This is a genomic window from Allobosea sp. P4_E12 (assembly GCF_056401655.1).
This window is the reverse complement of record NZ_JBFUIY010000016.1, coordinates 94,731-116,498: the sequence shown is the minus strand read 5'-3', so window position 1 is coordinate 116,498 and position 21,768 is coordinate 94,731. Positions and strand designations below refer to the sequence as shown.

Genomic DNA, 21,768 nt, shown 5'->3' with positions numbered 1-21,768 from the left:
ACAAACGCGAGCCGGCCCGGCAAACGCGAAATTCTTGTTCGCCTCGACAAGAATTGCTTATGAGAACGCCAGCGCCATGCCCTGCCGTTTCCTTGGGCATCCGCCGTATGGTCAGTTGGAGGCCGCGATCTCGACGGCCATGTCCGCGATCAGCGCCGGTAATGTGTTGCCCGGATCATCGGCGAAAACCGCGTGGAAATTCAGCGGCGGCAAGCGCGCATCGACATCGAGAACGCGTAGATCACCCGTCTCCAGGAACTCCTGCACGACGACGCGCGGCAGCACGGCGATGCCGACGCCGTCGCGGATCAGCCGCGTGATGGTGGCGAGCGAGTTGGAGTTGAAGATGCGGATCGCGCTGGGGTCAACTCCCGCCGTTTCGATCACCCGCAGCACGGCCTGATGCGGTTGGGAGCCCTTTGAATAGGCAAAGATCGGATAGTCGACGAGATCGGCGATCGCGAGCCTGCCGGGCTTGAGGGGCAGCTTCGGCGAGGCGATCCAGAGGCATTCGAAGGTGCAGAGCTCGATATTGCGGATATGGGGAGCGACGACCGGCCCCATGACCAGGCCGAGATCGATCTGACCGTCCTGGATCTGGCGCGCCAGGTTCAGGCTGGTGTCGACGTTCAGGTCGATCGTGACGTTCGGATAGGCTTCCTTCACGCGCTCGATCAGCCGCGGCAGCCAAGCATACACGACAGAATCGATCGCGCCGATCAGCACCGTCCCGCGCTCATTGCTGGCGTCGCCGATCGTGCGCTGGAAGTCATTGACCATGCGCACGATCGCTTCCGCCTGCGCCAGGGCGCGCTGGCCGTGCGGTGTCAGGCTGACATTGCGCAGGTCGCGCTCGAACAGGCGGACGCCGAGATCACGCTCCAGGGTGGCGATGCGGTTGGAGACCGACGCCTGCGTGGTGCAGAGCTTGTCCGCAGCGACGGAAAAGCTGCGCAGCCTTGCAACCCAGACGAAGGTTTCCAGGAATTTCAGATTCACGTTGGGCCAGCCCTCATCCGCCTTGGTCACCCATCGACCATGCGAGCGCAACCGGCAAGCAACCGATGCGCGTGACATGAAGACCGATACAGCCGGACCTAGCGACCCGGTGGCGGGATGGCACGCAGGGATGCCGCTGGCGGGCCGCCAGCTGGCCCCGGAGTTGCGTGTCGCCGCTCCGAGGGACAGTGAGGCGCCGCGCCCTTATCTCAGGTCAGCCGGCGAGCTGCATGTCGCGGTCGAGCGGGAAGATCGGCCGGCGGACATGCTTGTAGGGCAGCTTGGTCAGGTCGGGCGTGCAGAGTGCACCGCTGTCGCAGACCACGACCTTGCCGGCGATCGGCTCGAAGGCGGCACGGAAATGCTGCATGGATTTCAGCCCGACCACCCGTTTCGCAACCGGGTCGATCCCGAAGGCGCGGAACTGCTGCAGGTCGAGCATCTGGGCCGGGAAGGTAGCAACGAGGATGTCGATGCCGCCGACACGCAGCACGGCAGTCGTGCCCCAGCTTCCCTTCAGCCCGCCGAGCATCGGCCCGTCACCGACGAAGTCGCCATCGCTCAACAAGAGAAGCGTGCCTTCGAGCGCAAGCGGTGCGCCCCCGACGCGCGGATCGGTCTTGCCGCCGAGCCGGATCGAGACGCGGTCACCGACCGCGTGGCGATGCAGCTCCTCGGCGGCTTCCGGATCGATGATCGGGCCGAAGCAGGCATCCTGGACGTCGGCCGCGATCATCGCGCGCAGCAATTCGGTGGAGTCGCCATAGCCGCCGCCGCCCGGATTATCCGCGTAATCGGCAATGACCAGCGGGCCGTCCTTGGAGTCGAAGGCATTGGCCTGCCGGGCCGCCTCCTCGACCGTGAGATAGGTGTTCACGCTCTCGAAGCGCCGCGTCCACATGTCATGGACAAGCTCCTCGGCGAAGGCGTGGTGGGCGGACAGATCCCCCTGCCCCGTCACCAGGACGGTCGGGCCGACCTCCTCGATATCGGCATTGCCGAAGGCGCCGTTGACGCTGACGGCGAAGACATCGGGCTTCTGCTCATAGGCACGTGCCCGCGCGATGCGCTCGACCATCGGCCCGATATCGGTGCGCCCGCCATTGATCTCTTCCAGCATCGGGCGATGGGCGCGAATGGTGACCGGCCTGATTTCGCCGGTCATGGCGCGCTGCAGAATGCCGGCGGCCTGCCTGGCGCAGTCGCGCACATCGACATGCGGATAGGTCTTGTAGGCGACGATGATGTTGGCGAGCGCGGCCATCTTGGAGGTGACATTCGCATGCGGATCGAGCGTGATGCCGATCGGCAGGTCCGGCCCGACCACGGCGCGCAGACGCTCCAGCAGTTCGCCCTCGCCATCCTGGTCGAACTCGGTGACCATGGCGCCGTGCAGGCCGAGCAGGATGCCGTCCAGCCGGTCCTTGTTCTGCTTTGCGGCCTCGATGATGACGCTGGCGATCCGCTCATAGGCATCGCGCGTCACCGGCCCGCAGGGCTGCGCCGAGGCGCTGATCGTGTGGATCACCGTCCAGCCATTGGGGCGGCCGATATCGAGGAAGCCGGCGATCGGCGTGTTCGCCTCGCTGCGGGCCGCAACGGCCTCGTCGCCAAGCTGGATATTGCGGGACGCGAAGGCGGCGTAATCGGCCGGCTTGCGGCTGAACGTATTGCTCTCATGCGAGAATTCGGCGGTCAGGACAGTGAAGGACATGGCGCTTCCTCATACGTTTCTTCTGGCGGATCGGAACGGACAGTAAGCGGCGGACGGCAGGGTCTCAGCCGTCCCGCAGCGGCCGGCGAATATCGAGCGCCTCGATCAGGGCATCGCCGAACAGGTTGATGGCGATGACCGTCGCCGCGATGACGAGGCCGGGAAATATGATGATCCAGGGTGCGATGAAGATCTGCGCCGTACCGGAGCTCATCATCGCCCCCCAGCTCGGCAGGGGCGGCTGAGCGCCCAGGCCGAAGAAGCCGAGCGTAGCCTCGAGAACGATGGCATCGCCCGTCGCCAGCATTCCCGCCACGATCACCGGCGTGATCGCATTCGGCAGCAGATGACAGAACAGGATGCGGGCCGGGCTGGCGCCGATATTGATCGATGCCTCGATGAAGACTTCGTTCTTCAGGGTCATCACCTGCGCCCGCGTCAGGCGCGTGAACTGGGCGAGATAGGCGATGCCGATCGCGATGGCCGTGCTGTGCAGACCCGGACCGAGAATGGCGATCAGGATCAGCGCCAGCAGGATTTCCGGGAACGACCAGGTCAGATCGACGATGACGGTGACGATCCGGTCGAAGACGCCGCCGAAATAACCGGCGGCTGCGCCGAGCGATGCGCCGACGGCGACCGAGAGCGAGATCGACAGCACGCTGACGCTGAGCGAGGTGCGCGCGCCCTGGATGATGCGGGAGAGCAGGTCGCGTCCGAACTCGTCGGTGCCGAGCCAATGGGCGGCCGAGGGTGGCGAATTCGCCAGGCTCAGATTCTGGCTCGCATAGTCATAGGGTGCGATCCAGTAGGCGAGCAGCGCGCAGAGCACGAGCCCGAGGAGGAAGAGCGCGCTGAGCGCTCCCCGTGGCGAACGCGCGATCCGCGCGGGCAGCGAAGACCGGCTCATCGGGCACCCATCACTTCGCGCAGCCGCGGATCCATGGCTGCCTGGACAAGGTCGCCGAGCAGCGTGCCGAGCATCACCGCGATGGCGAGCATCAACAGGCAGCCCTGGACGAGCGGATAATCGCGCTGGCCGAGCGCGGTGATCAGCAGCGATCCCAGCCCCGGCCGAGCGAAGACGAACTCGACCGTGACCGCGCCGCCGAGGATCCAGCCGATGCGCAGGCCAAGGATGGTGGCGACCGGCATCAACGCATGCTGCAGGACATGGCGGAGCTGGATGCGCCAGAACGGCAATCCCTTGGCGTAGAGCACGCGAACGAAGTCGCGATTGGCCGTCTCGATCATCGCCGCACGGGTGACGCGGGCGATCAGCGCAGTGCCGCCGATGCCGATGGTCAGCACGGGCAGGACGAGCGCCTCCCAGCTGCGCGCACCGGAGACCGGGAACCACTCGAACTGGACCGCGAACATCAGGATCATCAGCAGCCCGAGCCAGAAGCTCGGAAGGGTCGAGCCGAGCAGGATCAGCCCCATCACGGCCCGGTCGAACAGGCTGTCGCGAAAGGAGGCGGCGAGCACGCCGACCGTGATGCCGATGATCGTGGAGAACATGAAGGCGAGCCCGCCGAGAGCAAGGCTGTGCGGCAGGTTCTCGGCGATCAGCTTCGCCACCGGCTGGCGCAGCACGATCGCATCACCAAGGTCGCCGGTGACGACCTTGCCGAGCCAGCGCAGATATTGGGCAATGAGGGGCTGATCCAGCCCGTATCGCGCAATCATCTGCGCCTGCTGCTCGGGCGACGACCCGACCTGGATGATGTGGTCGAGCGGGTCGCCCGGCACGAGATGGATGATCAGGAAGATCACCAGCGACACGGCCAGGAAAACCGGCACGAGCAGAAGCAGTCGCTTGATCGCGAATTGAAGCACGGCGCCCTCTCCCGCTCGAACCGGTCCGCGAACCCGTCAGTTGACGGGTTCGATATCGACGATCGACTGGCTCGACAGACCCGAACCGCGGATCTTCTCCGGCATGGTGACGCGCTTGCCGTGAGCAAAGAGCTGGACCGGCTGGTAGATCGGCGCGAACGGATACTGGGACAATACGTATTCGTGGTACTTGGTGAAGTTGACGACGCGCTCATCCCAATTGCGCGACTTGTTCATTGCGATGTCGTTCAGCTTCTCGGCCTCGGGATCGTTGAACATCGAGACATTGGGATAGCCGAGGCGCTTGGCGCTGAAGAACCAGTCGACGATATCGGCATTGGTCCAGAGATAGGCGCGGACCGCGAGCTGGTGGTCGGTCTTCTTGCGGTATTGCGAATTGATCGTGCTGGAATCGAGGATCGTGATGTCGGCTTGCATGCCGACCGCCTTGAGCTGGGCTTGAAGAACCTCGGCCAGTCGCTTGAATTCCGTGCCATTCTGGGCCCAGAACTTGACCTGGAGCGGCTTGCCGTCCTTGACGCGGATACCGTTGGGGCCGAGCTTCCAGCCGGCCTCGTCGAAAAGCCGCTTCGAGCGCTCGGGGTCGTAGCTGATCTTGTATTTCGGATCGACCTTGGACTCCTGCAGCGAGGAGATCAGGAAGGTGTCGGCCACTTCGCCGAGCCCGCCATAGAGGCTCTTCATGATCTCCGCCTGGTTCACGGCGAAGGCGGTCGCCTCGCGAACCTTGATGTCGGTGAAGGGCTCCACGCTGGTGTTGATCGGCATGTAGACCAGCTCGGTGCCCGGGATGGTCACCACCTTGATCGACTTGTCCGCCTGCATGCGCGGCAGGAAGTCCGTGGGGACGGCGACGATCAGGTCGGCGCCACCGGTCTTCAGCTCGAGATAGGCGGTCGATTCCTCTGCGATCTCACGAAAGGTCAGCTTCTTGAACTTGGCCGGCCCCTGGTTCTTCGAAAGGTCGGAGGCCCAGGCATAGTCGTCATTGCGGACCAGCACGGTCTGCTGGCCGACCGTGAACTGCTGCAGCTTGTAGGGGCCGGTGCCGACGGCCTCGCTGACGCCGAACTTGTCGCCGAGCGCCTGATAGGATTTCGGCTCGGGAATGCACATGAACGAGCTCGCGAGGTTCGAGAGCAGGTTCGGGTCAGGGTTCTTCATGTGGAAGCGCACGGTGAGGTCGTCGATGACCTCGACGCGCTCGATCGCCTCGACGGTGAAGGCGTTCTCGGTGCCCTTGAACTGCGGCACCCACCATTCGATCGTCTTGGCGTTGAAGGGCTCGCCATTGTGGAACTTCACGCCGGGCTTGAGCTTGAAGGTCCATTGCTTGCCGTCGGCCGAAGTCTCCCACGACGTCGCAAGCTGACCGTGGAAGCTCTGGTCGGCATCCTGAAGGACCAGCCGGTCATAGATCAGCGTCGTCGCCGTGTTCAGCTTCGTCGCCTTGATCGGATTGTAGGTCGGCGCGCCGACCCAGCGTGCCGTCAGCACGAAGGTCGCTTCCTGCGCGACGACAGCCGACAACGCTCCCGAGATCGCCGTCCCGGCCAGCGCGAGAGCCAAGGCAGCTCCGCTCACCTTCATCTTCGTCATGACGCCATTCCCCTCTTTTTTGATTGATGTTGGGTCTTCGTTCACTCGACGGGGCCTGAACCATCCCCCACATGCCCCGTGAATCGGCTGTAGAGCGTCGCCATCCTGTTCAGGCGCTCCTCGACGGACGGGCCGAGTTCGATGAAGACGCTGTTGACCAGGAGGCTGCCGAGGCTCGCCATCTGCGCGGTCGAGTCCCAGAACTGGTTGAACTCGGTCGAAACCACGAGAACCTCGTCGACGAGGTCCCGGCCCCAGTCGCAGAACGCGTCGGTCACGAGCGTGGTCCGGATGCCGGCCTGCTTGGCTTCGCGGGCCAGCAGCTTGGCCATGCGCGAGTAGCGGCGGGCCTCGAAGATCACGAGACAGGGCGACGGTCCGCCCGAAAGCAGCAGCTCGGCGAAATTGCCGCCTGCAAGATCGATGAGATGGACGCCCTCGCGTAGGTACTGGAGCTGGTTGGCGAGATACTGGGCGAGGCCCCGCTCCGTCTGGAAGCCCGTGACATAGACGGCCGAAGCCGCGGCAAGCCGCCTGGCGACCCGCTTCCATTCATCCGTCTGGGCCAGCTCGTAGATGGCCACCAGGCCGGAGATCTCGAGCTGCAGGCCGCGGGCGAGCTGATCCTCGCCGGCCAGGCTGCGCTGCTGGAAATCGCGCAACCGGTCGCTGATCAGCCAGGGCCGGTCGCCGATATCCTGTCTGAGCTGTTCCTTGAGATCCTTGAAGCTCTTGTAGCCGAGCGAACGGCAGAAGCGCCCAACCGTCGGCTCGCTGACCTCGACCTTTTCGGCCAGGCTCCCAGCTGTTTCGAACGGCACGCTGTTCAGGCGCGCCAGCATGTAGCTCGCGAGCGCCTTGTCGGCCTTGGAGCCGTCTTCAAGGCAAGCCTGCAGTCTCTGGCGCAGCGTCTGGGTCATGGGTTTGCCCGGTTGATGGCGCAATCAAGAAATTTTTCTTTCATAGTGTCAAACGATTTTTCTTTTCTTGCATATCTCTGAAAAATGAGGCTTCTCGAACGGGTCGCCCGGCCTTTGGGTCGAGCGCGACGCGAGTGATGCCGCCGAGGAGCGATGGGCCAAACGATCAAGCAATCCGACGTCATCGTGCTGGGCGCGGGCATCGTCGGAGTCAGCGTGGCGCTGCATCTGCAGGCTCGTGGTCGTGCGGTGACGCTGATCGACAAGGGCTTGCCCGGCGCCGAAACCAGCCACGGCAATGCCGGCCTGATCGAGCGTTCCTCGGTGATTCCCTATGCCTTCCCGCGGGACCTCTCCACGATCCTGGCCTATGCCTCGAACCGCTCGGTCGCGGTCCGCTATCAGCCGGATTTCCTGGCGCAGATCCTGCCCTGGCTCGCCCGGTACTGGTGGCACTCGGCAAGCGAGCGATTGAACCGCGCCGCCCGGGAGATGCTGCCGCTGATCGAGCGCTGCATCGGCGAGCATGAGCATTTCGCGGGGCCGGCCGAGGTCGAGCCGCTGATGCGTCGCGAAGGCTGGATCGAGTATTACCGGTCAGCGCGCAGCTTCGAACGTGCAGCCGAAGGCGCGGCCGAGCTTGGTCCGTTCCAACTGTCCTATGACGTCCTCGACAGACAGGCGCTCAATCGCCGGGAGCCGGCCCTGCAGGGCGATATCGCCGGCGCACTGCACTGGCGCGATCCGGTCACCGTCAGCGATCCCGGCGCCGTGACCCGCGCCTATGCGAAGCTCTTTACGGCGCGTGGCGGCGAGCTCGTCACCGGCGATGCGAAGGGCCTGGAACAGAACGGCGCGGCCTGGGCGATTACGACACCGCGTGCGCAGTATCGCGCCGAAGCGGCCGTCATCGCGCTCGGCCCCTGGTCGGACGATCTCTGTCGGCGTTTCGGCTACCGTTTCCCGCTCGCCTACAAGCGCGGGTACCACATGCATTACGAGGCGCAGGGCAATGCTGTGCTGAACCACCCGATCTGCGATGCCGAGGCCGGTTTCGTGCTGTCGCCGATGATGCGCGGCATCCGCCTGACCACAGGCATCGAACTCGCGGCCCGTGACGCCCCATCCGACACGCGGCAGATGAAGCAGGCGGAGCAGATCGCACGGCGCATCTTCCCGCTCGGCAAGGCGGTGGATCCCGCACCCTGGCGCGGGGCACGTCCGTGCCTGCCCGACATGAAGCCGATCATCGGCAAGGCGCCACGGCATGACGGGCTCTGGTTCACCTTCGGCCACGCGCATCACGGCTTTACGCTCGGGCCCGTCACCGGTCGCCTGCTAGGAGAAATGATGACCGGCGAAGAGCCGTTCACCGATCCGCGCCCCTACGCCGCCGAGCGCTTCACCCAACGTGGCTGAATAGGGATCCAAGGCTTGCTCGGTTGCGCTGCGATCATGGGGCGGCCAGCAGCGCCTGGAGCGGCCGCGAAATGGCACCTACTCCGGCGCCAGCATCGGCGTCCTGATGCATGACAGCTCCGGGGCTCCCTCAAGACTCGCTGATCCGGCGGGGCGAGTCTGGCGCAGCGTAATCAGACATTCACATTTTGCGTGATTTTGTTGCAAACTGAAAGCTAATCGCAATCACACTTGCAGTGACAGGCTCATGGATCAGCTCAGCACCCCTCGGCAGGCCGAGATTCTGGCCACGGCGCGATTGCAGGGAAAGGTCGGCGTCGACGAGCTGGCCGCTCGCTTCGATGTGAGCCCCCAGACGATTCGCAAGGACCTCAACGAGCTGTGTGACCGCAGGCTGATGACCCGCATCCATGGCGGCGCCGTCATCGCTTCGGGGGTCGAGAACGTCGCCTACGAGGCCCGCCGCTTCATTGCGCAGGCCGAAAAGCGCGCCATCGGCGAAGCGGCCGCCCGGCTGATTCCCAACAACGCCTCGCTCTTCATCAATATCGGCACCACGACCGAGGAGGTCGCGCGCGCCTTGATGCAACATGAGGACCTGATGGTCATCACCAACAACCTGAATGTCGCGACGCTGCTGTACCGGCAGCCCAGGATCGACGTAGTGTTGGCCGGCGGGCCGGTCCGGCGCACGGATGGCGGGTTGATCGGCTCGAGCACGGCCGAGTTCATCAGCCAGTTCAAGGTCGATTATGCCGTGATCGGGGCCTCGGCCATCGACGAGGACGGTGCGCTGCTCGATTTCGACTTCCGTGAGGTCAAGATCTCGCGCGCGATCATCGATAATGCACGGCGGGTGATGCTGGTTGCCGACCGGCTGAAACTGGAGCGGGCGGCCCCGATCCGCATCGGGCACCTTTCCGAGGTCGATGTCTTCGTCACCGACGAACTGCCCTCGCCCGCGTTGCGAACCCTATGCAAAGGTGAGGCCGTCCAACTCGTCGAAGTCGGCCGCCGGGATTGAGCCGCAACTCGCCCCCTATTCGGGCGAACGCGCCGTGCTGGCCGAGCCATTGCTTTCGCTTTTAGGTTCACCTATTCAAAAATCATCATCAAAACGAAATCAAACCTGAAACTATCACCCGCCAGCCGGAGAGACGCCGTGACCGCCGTTCCCGAGATTGCCGCCCAGCCATATGATCTCGCGATCATCGGCGGTGGTGTGAATGGCTGCGGCATCGCGCGCGACGCATCCGGCCGCGGCGCCTCCGTCATCCTGTTCGAACAGAGCGACCTCGCCAGCGCGACCTCCTCGGCCTCGACCAAGCTGATCCATGGTGGTCTGCGCTATCTCGAGCATTACGAGTTCCGGCTGGTGCGCGAGGCGCTGATGGAGCGGGAGGTGCTCTGGCAGCTTGCGCCGCACATCATCCGGCCGCTGCGGTTCGTGCTGCCGCATCACAAGGGCCTGCGCCCGGCCTGGCTGCTGCGGCTTGGTCTCTTCCTCTATGACCATATCGGCGGCAGAAAGCTCCTGCCGCCGACCAGCACTATCGACCTCCGGCACGCCCCGCAGGGCGAGCCGCTGAAGCCGGAGCTGGTGAAAGCCTTCGAGTACTCGGATTGCTGGGTCGAGGATTCGCGGCTCGTCGTGCTGAACGCAGCCGACGCGGCAGCGCGCGGCGCGGACATCCACACCCGCACGAAGGTGCTCCATGCCGAGCGCGAGGGTGACGCCTGGCGAATCACGACCGTGCGGGACGGCGTGCGCAACAGCGTCCGCGCCAAGGCCCTGGTGAATGCGGCCGGGCCCTGGGTCGGGCAGGTGCTGAACGGGATCGTCCGCTCGAACACGCAGGCCGCCGTGCGCATGGTCCAGGGCAGCCATATCGTGGTGCGCAAGCTCTACGAGCATGACCGCTGCTATATCTTCCAGAATTCCGACGGCCGGATCGTCTTCGCCATTCCCTATGAGCGCGACTTCACGCTGATCGGCACGACCGATCGCGACTACCACGGCGATCCCGCGACCGCTTCGGCCACGGCCGAGGAGATCGACTATCTCTGCGCGGCGGCAAGCGAGTATTTCAAGCAGCCGGTGACGCGTGAGGGCGTCGTCTGGACCTATTCCGGCGTTCGGCCGCTCTATGACGATGGCGCCTCCATGGCTCAGGAAGCAACGCGCGATTATGTCCTGACGCTCGACGCACCCGAGAGGGAGGCGCCGCTATTGTCGGTCTTTGGCGGGAAGATCACCACCTATCGCCGGCTGGCGGAGGCTGCAATCGCGCGCCTGGCGCCGCATGCGGGCTGGGCGACGCAGCCCGGCTGGACTGTCAGCGGCCCCTTGCCGGGGGGCGACTTTCCGGTCACCGGCTTCGATACGCTCGCAGCCTCGCTCAGTGCCGCGCATCCGTGGCTGCCGCGCGAGACCGTCACCCGGCTCGCCCGTGCCTACGGCACCCGGGCCCGCGATATCCTTGATGGCACAGGCTCGCTCGCTGACCTTGGCCAGCATTTCGGCGCCGATCTCTATGAGCGCGAAGTCCGCTACCTCATGCGTGCGGAATGGGCCGAGCGGGCCGAGGATGTGCTCTGGCGCCGGAGCAAGCTCGGGTTGAGGCTGTCGGAGGCCGGCGCCCGGACACTCGACGCCTTCATGACCGCGACCGCGGAAGCACGCCTCGCCCCTGCGACGCGAGGCTGATCTCCTGCAGTTCATCCATGGGCTTGTGAGGCGCCCGCCTGCTCCCGTGCGCTTGATCAAGCCCTGGGAATGACGCACCACTTTGCGCCCTGCCCTACGGCTACCGGATTGCGAGTTTCCGCCATGACTGCCTATGCCGAGATTTCCGCCCATTTCAGCCGCGTCGCCGCCCTGTCCAATGCCATTGGCATCCTGCAATGGGACAATGACGCGATGATGCCAAAGGGAGCGGCCGATACGCGGGCCGAGAGCATGGCGTTGCTGCATGTGCTGCGCCACGGCATGGTGACCGAGCTGCGTATCGGCGACTGGCTATCAGAAGCCGAGGCCGATACGACGCTTGGCGCCTGGGAGCGGGCGAATCTGCGCGAGATCCGGCGCAGCTGGACGGTCGAGACCGCGTTGCCCAGCGATCTGGTCGAAGCATCGAGCAAGGCAGTTTCGGCCTGTGAGATGCGCTGGCGCCAGGCCCGGGCCGATTCGGATTTTGCCGGCCTGCTGCCCTTTCTGGCCGAGGTGCTCAAGCTTCAGCGCGAGATCGGGCGGGCCAAGGGCGAGCGGCTCGGGCTCTCGCCCTATGATGCGCTGCTGAATGATTACGAGCCCGGCGGCCGCGCGCAGCGGATCGACGGGCTGTTCGACGATCTCGCGGCCTTCCTGCCGGGGTTCACGCAGGAGGCGCTGGCAGCGCAGGCCAGGCGGCCTGCCGCCCCGAGTCTGGAAGGGCCCTTTCCGATCGAGGCGCAGCGCCGGCTCGGCCTGAAGATGATGGCGGCGCTCGGCTATGATTTCGAGCGTGGCCGGCTCGACATCTCGACACATCCCTTCTGCGGGGGTGCCGACAATGATGTGCGTATCACCACCCGCTATGACGAGGCCGACTTCACCAAGGCCCTGATGGGCGTGTTGCACGAGACCGGTCATGCCCTCTACGAGCAGGGCCGCCCGCAAGCCTGGTTGAGCCAGCCGGTCAGCCATGCGCGCGGCATGAGCCTGCACGAGAGCCAGTCGCTGCTGATCGAGATGCAGGCCTGCCGGAGCCATGAATTCATGAGCTTCGCGGCACCGCTGATGCGCGAGGCCTTTGGCGCGAGCGGTGCGGCCTGGGACGCCGGGGCCCTGTGGCGCAATGCGACGCGGGTCCAGCCCGGCTTCATTCGCGTCGATGCCGACGAGGTCACCTATCCCGCCCATGTCATCCTGCGCTATCGACTGGAGCAGGCCCTGATTGCGGACGCCATGCCGCTCTCGGAGCTGCCCTCGGCCTGGAACGAGCAGATGCGGCAGCTGCTCGGCATCACGCCGCCGGACGACCGTCTCGGCTGCTTGCAGGACGTGCACTGGCCGAGCGGCGGCTGGGGCTATTTCCCGACCTATACGCTCGGTGCGATGACGGCCGCGCAGATCTTCGACGCAGCCTGCCGGACCCAGCCGGAGATCCTGCCCGCCATCGGGCGCGGCGATTTCTCCCCGCTCCTCGACTGGTTGCGGACCAACATCCACAGCCAGGGCTCGCTCTACGAGACGGACGAGTTGCTGACCCGCGCCACCGGCCGCCCGCTCGACGCTGGAGTGTTCAAGGCGCATCTGCGCCGACGCTATGTCGGAGAAGGGTGACATCGCCCGCAATAGAGCTGGCAGAAATGTAAGATATCTTCCACAATCGCGAACAGGCCGCGCGCGGCGCTCCCGCGCCCGGCTCTCTTCGTCCAGGTGCAAGAGGTCGACATGTCAGCGCGCGGCGCAGCCTCCCCGAAACCCGCTGCCCTGACGCGCCGCCAGCGCAGCGTGCTTGCGGCGGTCCAGGAGCTCGGGTTCGTCACGATCGACGGGCTCGCAAGGGAATTCGAAGTGTCGAGCCAGACGATCCGGCGCGACATCATCAAGCTGCAGCAGGCCAATTACCTGCACCGCTTCCACGGCGGTGCCGGCCTGACGGACGGCACGTTCCGCCCCGGCTACGCGCAGAAGCTGACGACGGCTCCCGCCGGCAAGGAGCGGATCGGCAGAGCGGTGGCGGAGATGATTCCCGACGGCGCATCGGTCTATCTCGATGTCGGAACGACGGTCGAAGCCGTCGCGCGGGCGCTTTTGAGCAAGATGACTCTGCGGATCATCACCTGCAGCGTCTCCGTCGCGATGATCTTCTGCTCCCACGGCAAGTTCGACGTGTTCGTGACGGGCGGCAGCGTCCGTGGCGCGAACGGCTCGCTCGTCGGCAGCGTCACCACCGAAAGCCTCAAGATGTTCAGGGTCGATTATGCGGTGATCGGCTTCGGCGGCTTCGACGATGACGGCGCGCCGATGGATTTCGACCTGGAGAAGATCGCGGTGCGGCAGGTGGCGCTGGCCCATTCCCGCCATGGAATCGCGGTCGCGGATGCTTCCAAGTTCGGCAAGGCCGGCGTTGCCCGCGTCGCGCCGCTCTCGGCCTTCCATGCTCTGGTGACGGATAACGAGCCGCCCAAGCCCCTGCGCCGCCTGTTCGACACGGCTGGCGTTCGCTGCGTCGTGGCATGATGCACGATTTGAGAGGATAGCCGGCAAAATCATGATTGCATGATCGTTCCCGCGCATTATGATCATTTCAGATCAACCGCACCGGCCGCTCAGGCCGCCAGAAGATGCGGCAGAGAATCTGGAGGGAACGGATGGTTCGGATTTCGCTGGCCGCGCTCGGCGCGGTAGCCATGGGGCTCGCCCTGGCATCGCCCGCCCATGCACAGAGTTGCGCAAATCGCGGCACGCTCGATGCGCGTTATTGCGATGCGGATAACGATCTTCTCGCGGATACGCCGAGCGACAAGGCGCAGCAGAAGAACCCGGATACGCTGGTCTTCTCCTACACGCCGGTCGAGGACCCGGCCGTGTACGAGAACGTCTTCTCCGATTTCCTGGCCCATCTCAGCAAGGTCACGGGCAAGCGTATCCGCTGGTTCTCGGCAGAATCCTATGCGGCCCAGATCGAGGCCATGCGCTCGGGCCGCCTGCATATCGCGGGCGTCGCCAGCGGCCCCACGCCGTTCGCGGTCAATCTTGCCGGCTTCGTCCCGATCGTTGCCATGGAGCGCCATGACGGCGGCGTCGGCTATACGCTGCAGCTGATCGTGCCGAAGGACAGTCCGATCAAGAGCATTGCCGATCTCAAGGGCAAACGCGTCGCCCATGTCGCGCCCTCCTCAAATTCCGGCGACACCGCGCCGCGCGTCTTGTTCAAGGACAAGGGGGTCGAGCCGGGCAAGGACTATGAGGTGCTGTACTCCGGCAAGCACGACAACTCGATCATGGGCGTCGTGAACAAGGATTATGACGCCGCTCCCGTCGCATCGAGCGTGGTCGACCGCATGAGAGCCCGCGGCATGTTCAAGCCCGACGACCTGCGCATCGTCTATGAATCGGCGCCCTTCCCGCGGACCGCTTTCGGCATTTCGCATGACCTCGCGCCCGAGCTGCAGGACAAGATCAAGCAGGCATTCGCGACCTTCGACTTCAAGAACTCCAAGTTGGCCAAGGAGTTCAAGGACGAGAAGGGCTTCAAGGCGTTGAGTTACAAGGCCGACTGGGCCGATATCCGGACGATCCAGCGGGATACCGGCATCGTCTATACCCAGGACGGCCTCTCCAAGCTGAAGCCGGATTGATGACGACCCCTTCCGGCACGCCGCTGCTGCGGATCGAGGCGCTCGAAAAAACCTACCCGACGGGCAAACGCGCCCTGGCTGGCGTCGATGTCACCATCGACCGTCCGCAGGTCGTCGCGATCATCGGCTCATCGGGCGCGGGCAAGAGCACGCTGATCCGCTGTATCAACAGGCTGGTCGAGCCGACGGCCGGGCGCATCCTGCTCAATGGCGGGGATATTGTGGCTCTCGATCGCAAGGGGCTGCGAGCCGCGCGGCGGCGGATCGGCATGATCTTCCAGGAGTACAATCTGGTCGAGCGGCTGACCGTGATGCAGAACGTGCTCTCGGGCCGGCTCGGCTATGTCGGCCTGTTCGCTTCGCTGCGCTACCGCTTTCCGCCGGAGGATATCCAGTCGGCCTTCGCGCTTCTCGACCGCGTCGGGCTCGACGGCTACCACAATCAGCGCGCCGACGCCCTGTCGGGCGGGCAGCGGCAGCGCGTCGGCATTGCACGCGCACTGATGCAACGGCCCGATCTGCTGCTGCTCGACGAGCCAACGGCCAGCCTGGACCCGAAAACCGCCCGCCAGATCATGCGGCTGGTGCGCGAACTGGTCTCCGAACGGCAAACGCCAGCGATCATCAATATCCACGACGTCGCGCTGGCAAAGGCCTATTCCGACCGCATCATCGGCCTGCGCGACGGCGTCGTCGTCTTCGACGACGGGCCGGCCGAACTGACGGACGAGGTTCTCTCGGTCATCTATGGCGACGAGGACTGGATCCTGCCCGGTGAGGGCGACGACGAACCCGCGCCGGCGCTTAGTTCCGCCTCATGAGCGCCACCGCCTCCCCCGCCTATCCGACCACATGGCGGCCGCCGAGCCTGTTCGGCAGCCGCCGGCGCCGATTCATCTTCTGGGCCGCCGTCGTTGCCTATGTGATCTGGTCGGTGTCCGACCTCAATATCGACGGCAACCGCATCCTCGCCGGCCTGCCGCGCGCGCTCGATATCTTCGCGCGCATGTTCCCGCCGGATTTTTCGCGCTGGGAGATGCTGCTCTCGGGCATGGTGGAGAGCATCCAGATCGCGATCGCCTCGACGATCGTCGGCGCCCTGCTCGCAATCCCGATCGGGCTGGCTGCCGCTGCCAATCTCTCGCCGCGCCCGCTCTATTTTCTGGCGCGCGGCTTCATCGTGATCGGGCGGACCTTCCATGAGGTCATCATCGCGATCTTCTTCGTGAAGCTGTTCGGCTTCGGCCCCGTCGCAGGGCTGCTTACGCTCGCCTTCTCCTCGGCGATCTTCCTCGGCAAGATGCTGGCCGAGGACATCGAGAACATGAAGGAAGGCCCGGTCGAGGCCATCCGTGCCACCGGCGCGAGTTTTGGCCAGGTCGTCGGCTACGCCGTGGTGCCGCAGGTCATGGTCAAATCGCTCGGCGTGCTGATCTATCGGCTCGACGCCAATCTGCGCCATTCCACCGTCATCGGCATCGTCGGCGCCGGCGGCATCGGCCAGACGCTCTCGGCCTCGTTCTCCCGCTACGATTTCGATTTCTCGAGCGCCATCCTGCTCACCATCGCGGCGCTCGTTGCGCTCGGCGAGTGGTTCAGCGACTGGGCCCGGCGGAGGCTCAGGTGAAGGCGAATGCAAACCAGCGCCGGGATGGCGGGGCTCAGCCCAAGCGCATCTATCCCGACCAGTGGGAACGCCATACGCCGCGCGAGCGGCTGACGCAGTGGCTCTGGCTCCTCGGCGGCGCATTCGCAGCCGTCTGGTCGGTTTCGGCACTCGACATCGAATGGGCCTTCTTTGCCGATGCGCATGAACAGGCGGCCGACCTGATCCAGCGGATGTGGCCACCGCGCTGGTCCTATCTGCCGGTTGTCGTGCGTCCGCTGATCGAGACGATCCATATCGCGACGCTCGGCACGATGATCTCGATCGTGCTCGCGCTGCCGGTCGCGTTCCTGGCCGCACGCAACACCACGCTGAACCAGGGAACCTGGCTTCTCGGGCGCGCAATCCTCGTGCTGTCGCGCTCGATCAACACGGTGATCTGGGGGCTTCTCTTCGTCGCCATCTTCGGCCCCGGCCCGGTTGCCGGCATCTGCGCGGTCGCAGCCCGCTCGGTCGGCTTCATCGCCAAGCTCGTCGCCGAAGCGATCGAGGAGGTCGAGGCCGGCCAGATCGAGGCGGTGGAGGCCACCGGCGCCGGCACCTTCCAGATCTACGGCATCGCCATCCTGCCCCAGATCCTGCCCGTTCTGATCGGCACATCGATCTATCGCTGGGACATCAATGTGCGGGAGTCGAGCGTGCTCGGCTTTGTCGGCGCCGGCGGCATCGGGCTTCTGCTCTACGCCTCGATCAACCAGTTCGCCTGGAGCCAGGTCCTGGTCATCCTCATTGCCATCCTGGCGATCATCATCATCAGCGAGGCGCTTTCCGCCTATGTCCGTTCACGTATCACCTGAAACCGGAGCCGCCGTCAGCCATCTCTCCGGCCTCGCCGAGGTCGCCCAGAGCTATGACGGCTTCCTGCTCGACCAGTGGGGGGTGCTGCATGACGGCACGACCCCCTATCCCGGCGCAGTCGACTGCCTGCAGAGGCTGCGCTCGGCGGGAAAGGCGATCATCATCCTCTCCAATTCCGGCCGTGGGGCTCGGGAAAACGAGGAGCTACTCGCCCGGATGGGCTTTGCCCGCGAGCTGTTCGACCATGTCGTTTCGGCCGGAGACGACGCCCGCGACGCGCTGCTGACCGAGCAGGATCCGTTCTATCGCGACCTCGGCCGCCGCTGCTTCCTGTTTGCGCGCGACGGCGAGGACCACCTGATCGAGGGTCTGGGCCTGACCAGGGTCGAGAGCACCGAGGCCGCCGACTTCCTGTTCATGCTGAGCATGAACCCGCCGCAGCAATCGCTGGCCGGCTGGCGCCCGGCGCTCGAGGCTGCAGTGGCCCGCGATCTGCCGATGATCTGCGGCAATCCCGATCTCTACCGCGTTCATGCCGACGGCACGCTGCATGAGGCGCCCGGACTTGTCGCCCGGTGCTATGCCGGGCTTGGCGGGCGGGTTCGCTATCACGGCAAACCCGAACCGCGCATCTATCGCAGCAGCCTGCAGCGGCTCGGCCTGGCTCCGCGGCGTGTGCTCGCGGTCGGCGACTCGCTTGAGCATGACGTCGCCGGCGCAACCGGTGCCGGAATCGATGTCGCCTTCATTGCCGGCGGCATTCATCGGCAGGATCTGGGTTGGCCGACACCGGATACGGTCGACCATGCGAGCTGCGCCAGGCTCTTTGCAACGGCCGGATGGATGCCCGGTTACGTCGTGCCCTCCTTCGCGTGGTGATTGCCGCGCCCTGACACGGCCGCTGCCAACCCCCGTCCACATCACCGCCAGACGATCCGTTGGCTCTCAGGCCATCGGCTTGCAGGCTGCCAAGCCCTGAGGGCCTGGCGGCGCGCGCCGTCATGCTCTCCGCGAAGCCGTCCCCCTCCTTAAGGTCAAGCTCCCTCAACTAGTCGGCCCGGAATTGGTGTACTAGTATACATGTCAAGGCCTCGGCGCGCGTCCGGTCTGGTTGCGCGGATAGCAGGCCTATCGAGGGAGAGACCATGACCGAAATCACACGCCGCGGCGTGCTGCATGGAGCAGCCAGCCTTGCCGCTCTCCAGGCGACAGGCGCCTTCGCCCAGGGCCTGCCCCTGCCTTCCAGCCCGGTTGCGCTGAACATCATCGACGTCGCCGGCAACCTGCAGCTGACCCAGGCTTCGATCGAACGCTTCGCCAAGGAAAACCCAAAGCTGATCTCGCGGGTGAATTTCTCGCGGGCGCCCTCGCCGGAGCTGCCGGCGAAGCTCAAGGCGCAGCAGCAGGCCAACCGGGTCGATCTCGACCTCGTGCTGACCGGGCCGGGCGCGATGTCCGACGGCATCCAGCAGGGACTGTGGATCGACGTCTGGAAGTCCTATCCGTCGCAACTGCCGAAGGCTGAAGACGTCTATCATGAGCAGGCGCTGATGATGCAGCGCAACTTCGGTCAGAACGAAGGTGTCGCCGTCGTCTATTCCCCGTCGGGGCCGCTTTTCGAATACATCCCGGCCCGGCTGAAGACCGTGCCCAGGACGGCTGCCGACCTGCTGGCCTATGTGAAGGCCAATCCCAAGCGCTTCACCTATGCCCGCCCGCTGAATTCCGGGCCTGGCTGGACCTTCCTCCAGGGCATGCCCTACATCCTCGGCGACAAGGATCCGAGCGATCCGATGAACGGCTGGGACAAGACCTGGGCCTATCTCAAGGAGCTCGGCACCGGCATCGACTACTATCCCGGCGGCACGGCCGCGACGATGAAGGAACTCGGCGAAGGCACGCGCGACGTCATCGTCTCGACGCTCGGCTGGGACATCAACCCCCGCGTGCTCGGCATCGTGCCGAAAGAGGCCGAGGTCTTCGCGCTGGAAAACACTCACTGGATTCCCGACACCCAGTTCATGTGCATTCCCAAGGGCGTGCCGGAGGCCAAGGTCGCCGTCATCCTGGCGCTGATGTCGTTCATGCTGAAGCCCGAGCCGCAGGCCGCGACTTATGACAAGGGCTATTTCTATCCCGGCCCGGCCGTGAAGGGCGTGACGCTCGCCATGGCGCCGCAGGAAAGCCGCGACGTCATCAAGGAATTCGGGCGCGCCCATTATGACGAGCTGATCGCCAAGCTGCCGACCCGCCCGCCTCTGACTCCGGAACGGCTCGTCGCCGCCTTCCGGCGCTGGGACCAGGAGATCGGCGTTGGCCACGGAGCACCCCAATAGCATGCGCTTTGCCGCCATCGGCCTCGACCACCGCCATATCTACAACATGGTCGAAGGTCTCCTCGAAGCCGGCGCTGTCTGCGCCGGCTTCGATCCGCGCACCAGCGACGAGCGCGTCGTTGCCGGCTTCCGCGAGCGCTTTCCGCAGCTCCAGGCCATGGATGCCGACCGGCTGATCGACGATCCCTCGATCGATCTGGTCGCCAGCGCAGCGATTCCCTCGGAGCGCGCCGCGATTGCGATCCGGGCCATGCAGGCCGGCAAGGACGTCATGGTCGACAAGCCGGGCGTGACCAGGTTCGCGCAGCTTGCCGATGTCGAGGCGACGGTCGCCCGAACGGGGCGGATCTTCTCGATCTGCTTTTCCGAGCGCTTCCTGGTGCCTTCGACGATCATCGCCGGCAAGCTCATCGCCGACGGCGCGATCGGGCGTGTGGTACAGACCCTGGGTGTCGGCCCGCATCGACTTAACCGCGCGATCCGGCCGTCATGGTTCTTCGACCAGAGCGCTTTCGGCGGCATCCTCACCGATATCGCCTCGCACCAGATCGACCAGTTCCTGCACTTCACCGGTTCGCGCGATGCGGAGATCGTGGCGTCGGGAACGGGCCATTTCGGCAGCGCTGAGCTGCCGGATTTCGAGGATTTCGGCGAGATCCTGCTGCGCAGCCCGCAAGCCGGCGCCTATATCCGCGTCGACTGGTTCACCGCTGACGGGCTTCCGACGTGGGGTGACGGGCGGCTGACCATCCTCGGAACGGCAGGCACGATCGAACTGCGCAAATATGTCGATATCGCAGGCCGGCCGGGCACCGACCATCTCTTCCTGGTCGATGGGAACGGCACCCGTCATATCGATGCCTCCCGTGAGCCGCTGACCTACTTCCGCAATCTTGTGGCGGATATCGCCGGCAGGACCGAGAGCGCGATGTCTCAGCAACACGCCTTCACGGTCTGCCGGCTGGCGCTGGAAGCGCAGGCGAAGGCCGTGCGGCTGCCCGCCCGCGCGAGCGAAAGGACTGCTTCGTGACCCGCAAGATCGGCATTGCCATCGTCGGCCTCGGGCCAGCTTCCCTGCCGCATTCCCGCAGCCTGATCGACCTCGCAGAGAGGGTCGATGTACGCTGGGCGGTCAGTCGCTCGGCAGAGCGAGCCGGGGCCTACCGCAAGCAGTTCGCCTTTCCGGTGACGACCGATCTCGATGCCGTGTTGGCTGATCAAGCGGTCGAGGCCGTCATTGTGCTGACGCCGCCGAGCAGTCATCTCGACGTGTCCGCGCGCTGCTTCGAGAATGGCAAGCATGTGCTGGTCGAGAAGCCGCTGGAGTTGACGGTCGCGCGCGGCGAGGCGCTGGTCGAAGCCGCGCGCCGTGCCGGCAAAGTCTTCGGGGTCGTGCTGCAGCACCGATTCCGGCCTGCGAGCCTGCGCCTCAAGGCTGCACTGGCCGCCGGCGAACTCGGAACCGTGGAGGCCGCTTTCCTGAGCGTGCCGTGGTGGCGTCCGCAGGCCTATTACGACGAGCCCGGCCGCGGCACGCTGGCGCGTGACGGTGGCGGCGTGCTCCTGACCCAGGCGATCCACTCGCTCGACCTGTTCCGCTCTTTGGTGGGTGTGTCCCAAGTGGTCGCGGCGCAGGCGCGGACCACGAAGCTGCACCGCATGGAGACCGAGGATTTCGCCTCGGCGCTGCTTGAGCTCGGCAATGGCGCACCGGGCACGCTGATGACGACGACCGCCGCCTATCCCGGCCATCCCGAGCGCATCGAGATCATCGGGACCCAGGGCTTCGCGACATTGATTGGCGGCACGCTTAGCCTCTCCTTCCTCGACGGCCGCAAGGAGATCGTGGAGGCGGAGGGCAGCACGGGCAGCGGCGCCAATATCATGGATTTCCCCCATGATGCGCACCGTGCGGTGATCGCCGATTTCCTGGATGCGGTCACGACCGGGCGCGAGCCCGTCGTGACGGGCAACGAGGCGCTGGCATCGCAGCGGCTCGTCGACAGCATCCTCGCGGCCGCGAGGCGTTGAGGCGTCGCCTCTAAAATCCTATCCGGTCATCATGGCATCCCGGGCCGCCCTGCAGGCGCCCGGGATGTTCTTGTCGTG

At 65.3% G+C, this 21,768-nt stretch carries 19 protein-coding genes; 13 read left to right on the top strand and 6 right to left on the bottom strand.

Features of this window, described 5'->3' with window-relative positions; all coding sequences use genetic code 11:
* Positions 1 to 111 precede the first annotated feature (111 nt).
* The 6 genes from AC1DW9_RS20765 to AC1DW9_RS20740 form a co-directional block, all read right to left on the bottom strand.
* Positions 112 to 999 carry a LysR family transcriptional regulator gene (locus AC1DW9_RS20765; RefSeq protein WP_441490861.1) on the bottom strand — a complete coding sequence of 296 codons (888 nt, stop codon included), beginning with the start codon at positions 997 to 999 and terminating at the stop codon, positions 112 to 114.
* A gap of 214 nt (positions 1,000 to 1,213) precedes the next feature.
* The gene (locus AC1DW9_RS20760; RefSeq protein ID WP_441507085.1) at positions 1,214 to 2,713 is read right to left on the bottom strand and encodes a M81 family metallopeptidase; all 1,500 of its coding nucleotides are present in this window, start codon (positions 2,711 to 2,713) and stop codon (positions 1,214 to 1,216) included.
* A gap of 64 nt (positions 2,714 to 2,777) precedes the next feature.
* Positions 2,778 to 3,623 (bottom strand): ABC transporter permease, encoded by an 846-nt coding sequence (locus AC1DW9_RS20755; RefSeq protein WP_069880984.1) that lies wholly within the window; start codon positions 3,621 to 3,623, stop codon positions 2,778 to 2,780.
* Complete coding sequence (locus AC1DW9_RS20750; RefSeq protein ID WP_441490864.1) at positions 3,620 to 4,552, bottom strand: ABC transporter permease; 933 nt, start codon at positions 4,550 to 4,552, stop codon at positions 3,620 to 3,622. The genes AC1DW9_RS20755 and AC1DW9_RS20750 overlap by 4 nt, the downstream gene beginning before the upstream one ends.
* 36 nt (positions 4,553 to 4,588) lie before the next feature.
* A complete protein-coding gene (locus AC1DW9_RS20745) occupies positions 4,589 to 6,172 on the bottom strand; it encodes an ABC transporter substrate-binding protein (protein ID WP_441507084.1) in 1,584 nt (527 codons plus the stop codon).
* Between the two features lie 41 nt (positions 6,173 to 6,213).
* Positions 6,214 to 7,092 carry a MurR/RpiR family transcriptional regulator gene (locus tag AC1DW9_RS20740; RefSeq protein ID WP_113519031.1) on the bottom strand — a complete coding sequence of 293 codons (879 nt, stop codon included), beginning with the start codon at positions 7,090 to 7,092 and terminating at the stop codon, positions 6,214 to 6,216.
* Between the two features lie 153 nt (positions 7,093 to 7,245).
* Between AC1DW9_RS20740 and AC1DW9_RS20735 the strand changes: the two genes are divergently transcribed.
* The 13 genes from AC1DW9_RS20735 (at position 7,246) to AC1DW9_RS20675 (ending at position 21,690) form a co-directional block, all read left to right on the top strand.
* Positions 7,246 to 8,511, top strand: a complete 1,266-nt coding sequence (locus AC1DW9_RS20735) for an NAD(P)/FAD-dependent oxidoreductase (RefSeq protein ID WP_441507083.1) — start codon at positions 7,246 to 7,248, stop codon at positions 8,509 to 8,511.
* 247 nt (positions 8,512 to 8,758) lie between these two features.
* Positions 8,759 to 9,535, top strand: a complete 777-nt coding sequence (locus tag AC1DW9_RS20730; protein WP_441507082.1) for a DeoR/GlpR family DNA-binding transcription regulator — start codon at positions 8,759 to 8,761, stop codon at positions 9,533 to 9,535.
* Positions 9,536 to 9,673: 138 nt separating this feature from the next.
* Positions 9,674 to 11,218, top strand: coding sequence for a glycerol-3-phosphate dehydrogenase (gene glpD / locus AC1DW9_RS20725; protein WP_476776377.1), 1,545 nt, complete (start codon positions 9,674 to 9,676; stop codon positions 11,216 to 11,218).
* Between the two features lie 123 nt (positions 11,219 to 11,341).
* Positions 11,342 to 12,835, top strand: coding sequence for a carboxypeptidase M32 (locus AC1DW9_RS20720; RefSeq protein WP_476776376.1), 1,494 nt, complete (start codon positions 11,342 to 11,344; stop codon positions 12,833 to 12,835).
* Between the two features lie 111 nt (positions 12,836 to 12,946).
* Positions 12,947 to 13,738: a DeoR/GlpR family DNA-binding transcription regulator gene (locus AC1DW9_RS20715; RefSeq protein ID WP_069880992.1), complete on the top strand. Its 792-nt coding sequence runs from the start codon at positions 12,947 to 12,949 to the stop codon at positions 13,736 to 13,738.
* A 131-nt stretch (positions 13,739 to 13,869) separates the two neighbouring features.
* Positions 13,870 to 14,859, top strand: a complete 990-nt coding sequence (gene phnD, locus AC1DW9_RS20710; protein ID WP_441507078.1) for a phosphate/phosphite/phosphonate ABC transporter substrate-binding protein — start codon at positions 13,870 to 13,872, stop codon at positions 14,857 to 14,859.
* A 23-nt stretch (positions 14,860 to 14,882) separates the two neighbouring features.
* Positions 14,883 to 15,680, top strand: coding sequence for a phosphonate ABC transporter ATP-binding protein (gene phnC, locus AC1DW9_RS20705; RefSeq protein WP_441507123.1), 798 nt, complete (start codon positions 14,883 to 14,885; stop codon positions 15,678 to 15,680).
* Positions 15,677 to 16,486, top strand: coding sequence for a phosphonate ABC transporter, permease protein PhnE (gene phnE / locus AC1DW9_RS20700; protein ID WP_441490871.1), 810 nt, complete (start codon positions 15,677 to 15,679; stop codon positions 16,484 to 16,486). Before phnC ends, phnE (AC1DW9_RS20700) begins: the two co-directional genes overlap by 4 nt.
* Positions 16,483 to 17,322, top strand: a complete 840-nt coding sequence (phnE, locus tag AC1DW9_RS20695) for a phosphonate ABC transporter, permease protein PhnE (RefSeq protein WP_244523542.1) — start codon at positions 16,483 to 16,485, stop codon at positions 17,320 to 17,322. Before phnE (AC1DW9_RS20700) ends, phnE (AC1DW9_RS20695) begins: the two co-directional genes overlap by 4 nt.
* The gene (locus AC1DW9_RS20690) at positions 17,300 to 18,202 is read left to right on the top strand and encodes a TIGR01459 family HAD-type hydrolase (protein ID WP_441490872.1); all 903 of its coding nucleotides are present in this window, start codon (positions 17,300 to 17,302) and stop codon (positions 18,200 to 18,202) included. The genes phnE (AC1DW9_RS20695) and AC1DW9_RS20690 overlap by 23 nt, the downstream gene beginning before the upstream one ends.
* A 266-nt stretch (positions 18,203 to 18,468) precedes the next feature.
* Positions 18,469 to 19,659, top strand: coding sequence for an extracellular solute-binding protein (locus tag AC1DW9_RS20685; RefSeq protein ID WP_441507076.1), 1,191 nt, complete (start codon positions 18,469 to 18,471; stop codon positions 19,657 to 19,659).
* A 1-nt stretch (position 19,660) separates the two neighbouring features.
* Positions 19,661 to 20,689 carry a Gfo/Idh/MocA family protein gene (locus AC1DW9_RS20680; RefSeq protein ID WP_476776387.1) on the top strand — a complete coding sequence of 343 codons (1,029 nt, stop codon included), beginning with the start codon at positions 19,661 to 19,663 and terminating at the stop codon, positions 20,687 to 20,689.
* Positions 20,686 to 21,690, top strand: a complete 1,005-nt coding sequence (locus AC1DW9_RS20675) for a Gfo/Idh/MocA family protein (RefSeq protein WP_476776375.1) — start codon at positions 20,686 to 20,688, stop codon at positions 21,688 to 21,690. Before AC1DW9_RS20680 ends, AC1DW9_RS20675 begins: the two co-directional genes overlap by 4 nt.
* Positions 21,691 to 21,768 lie beyond the last annotated feature (78 nt).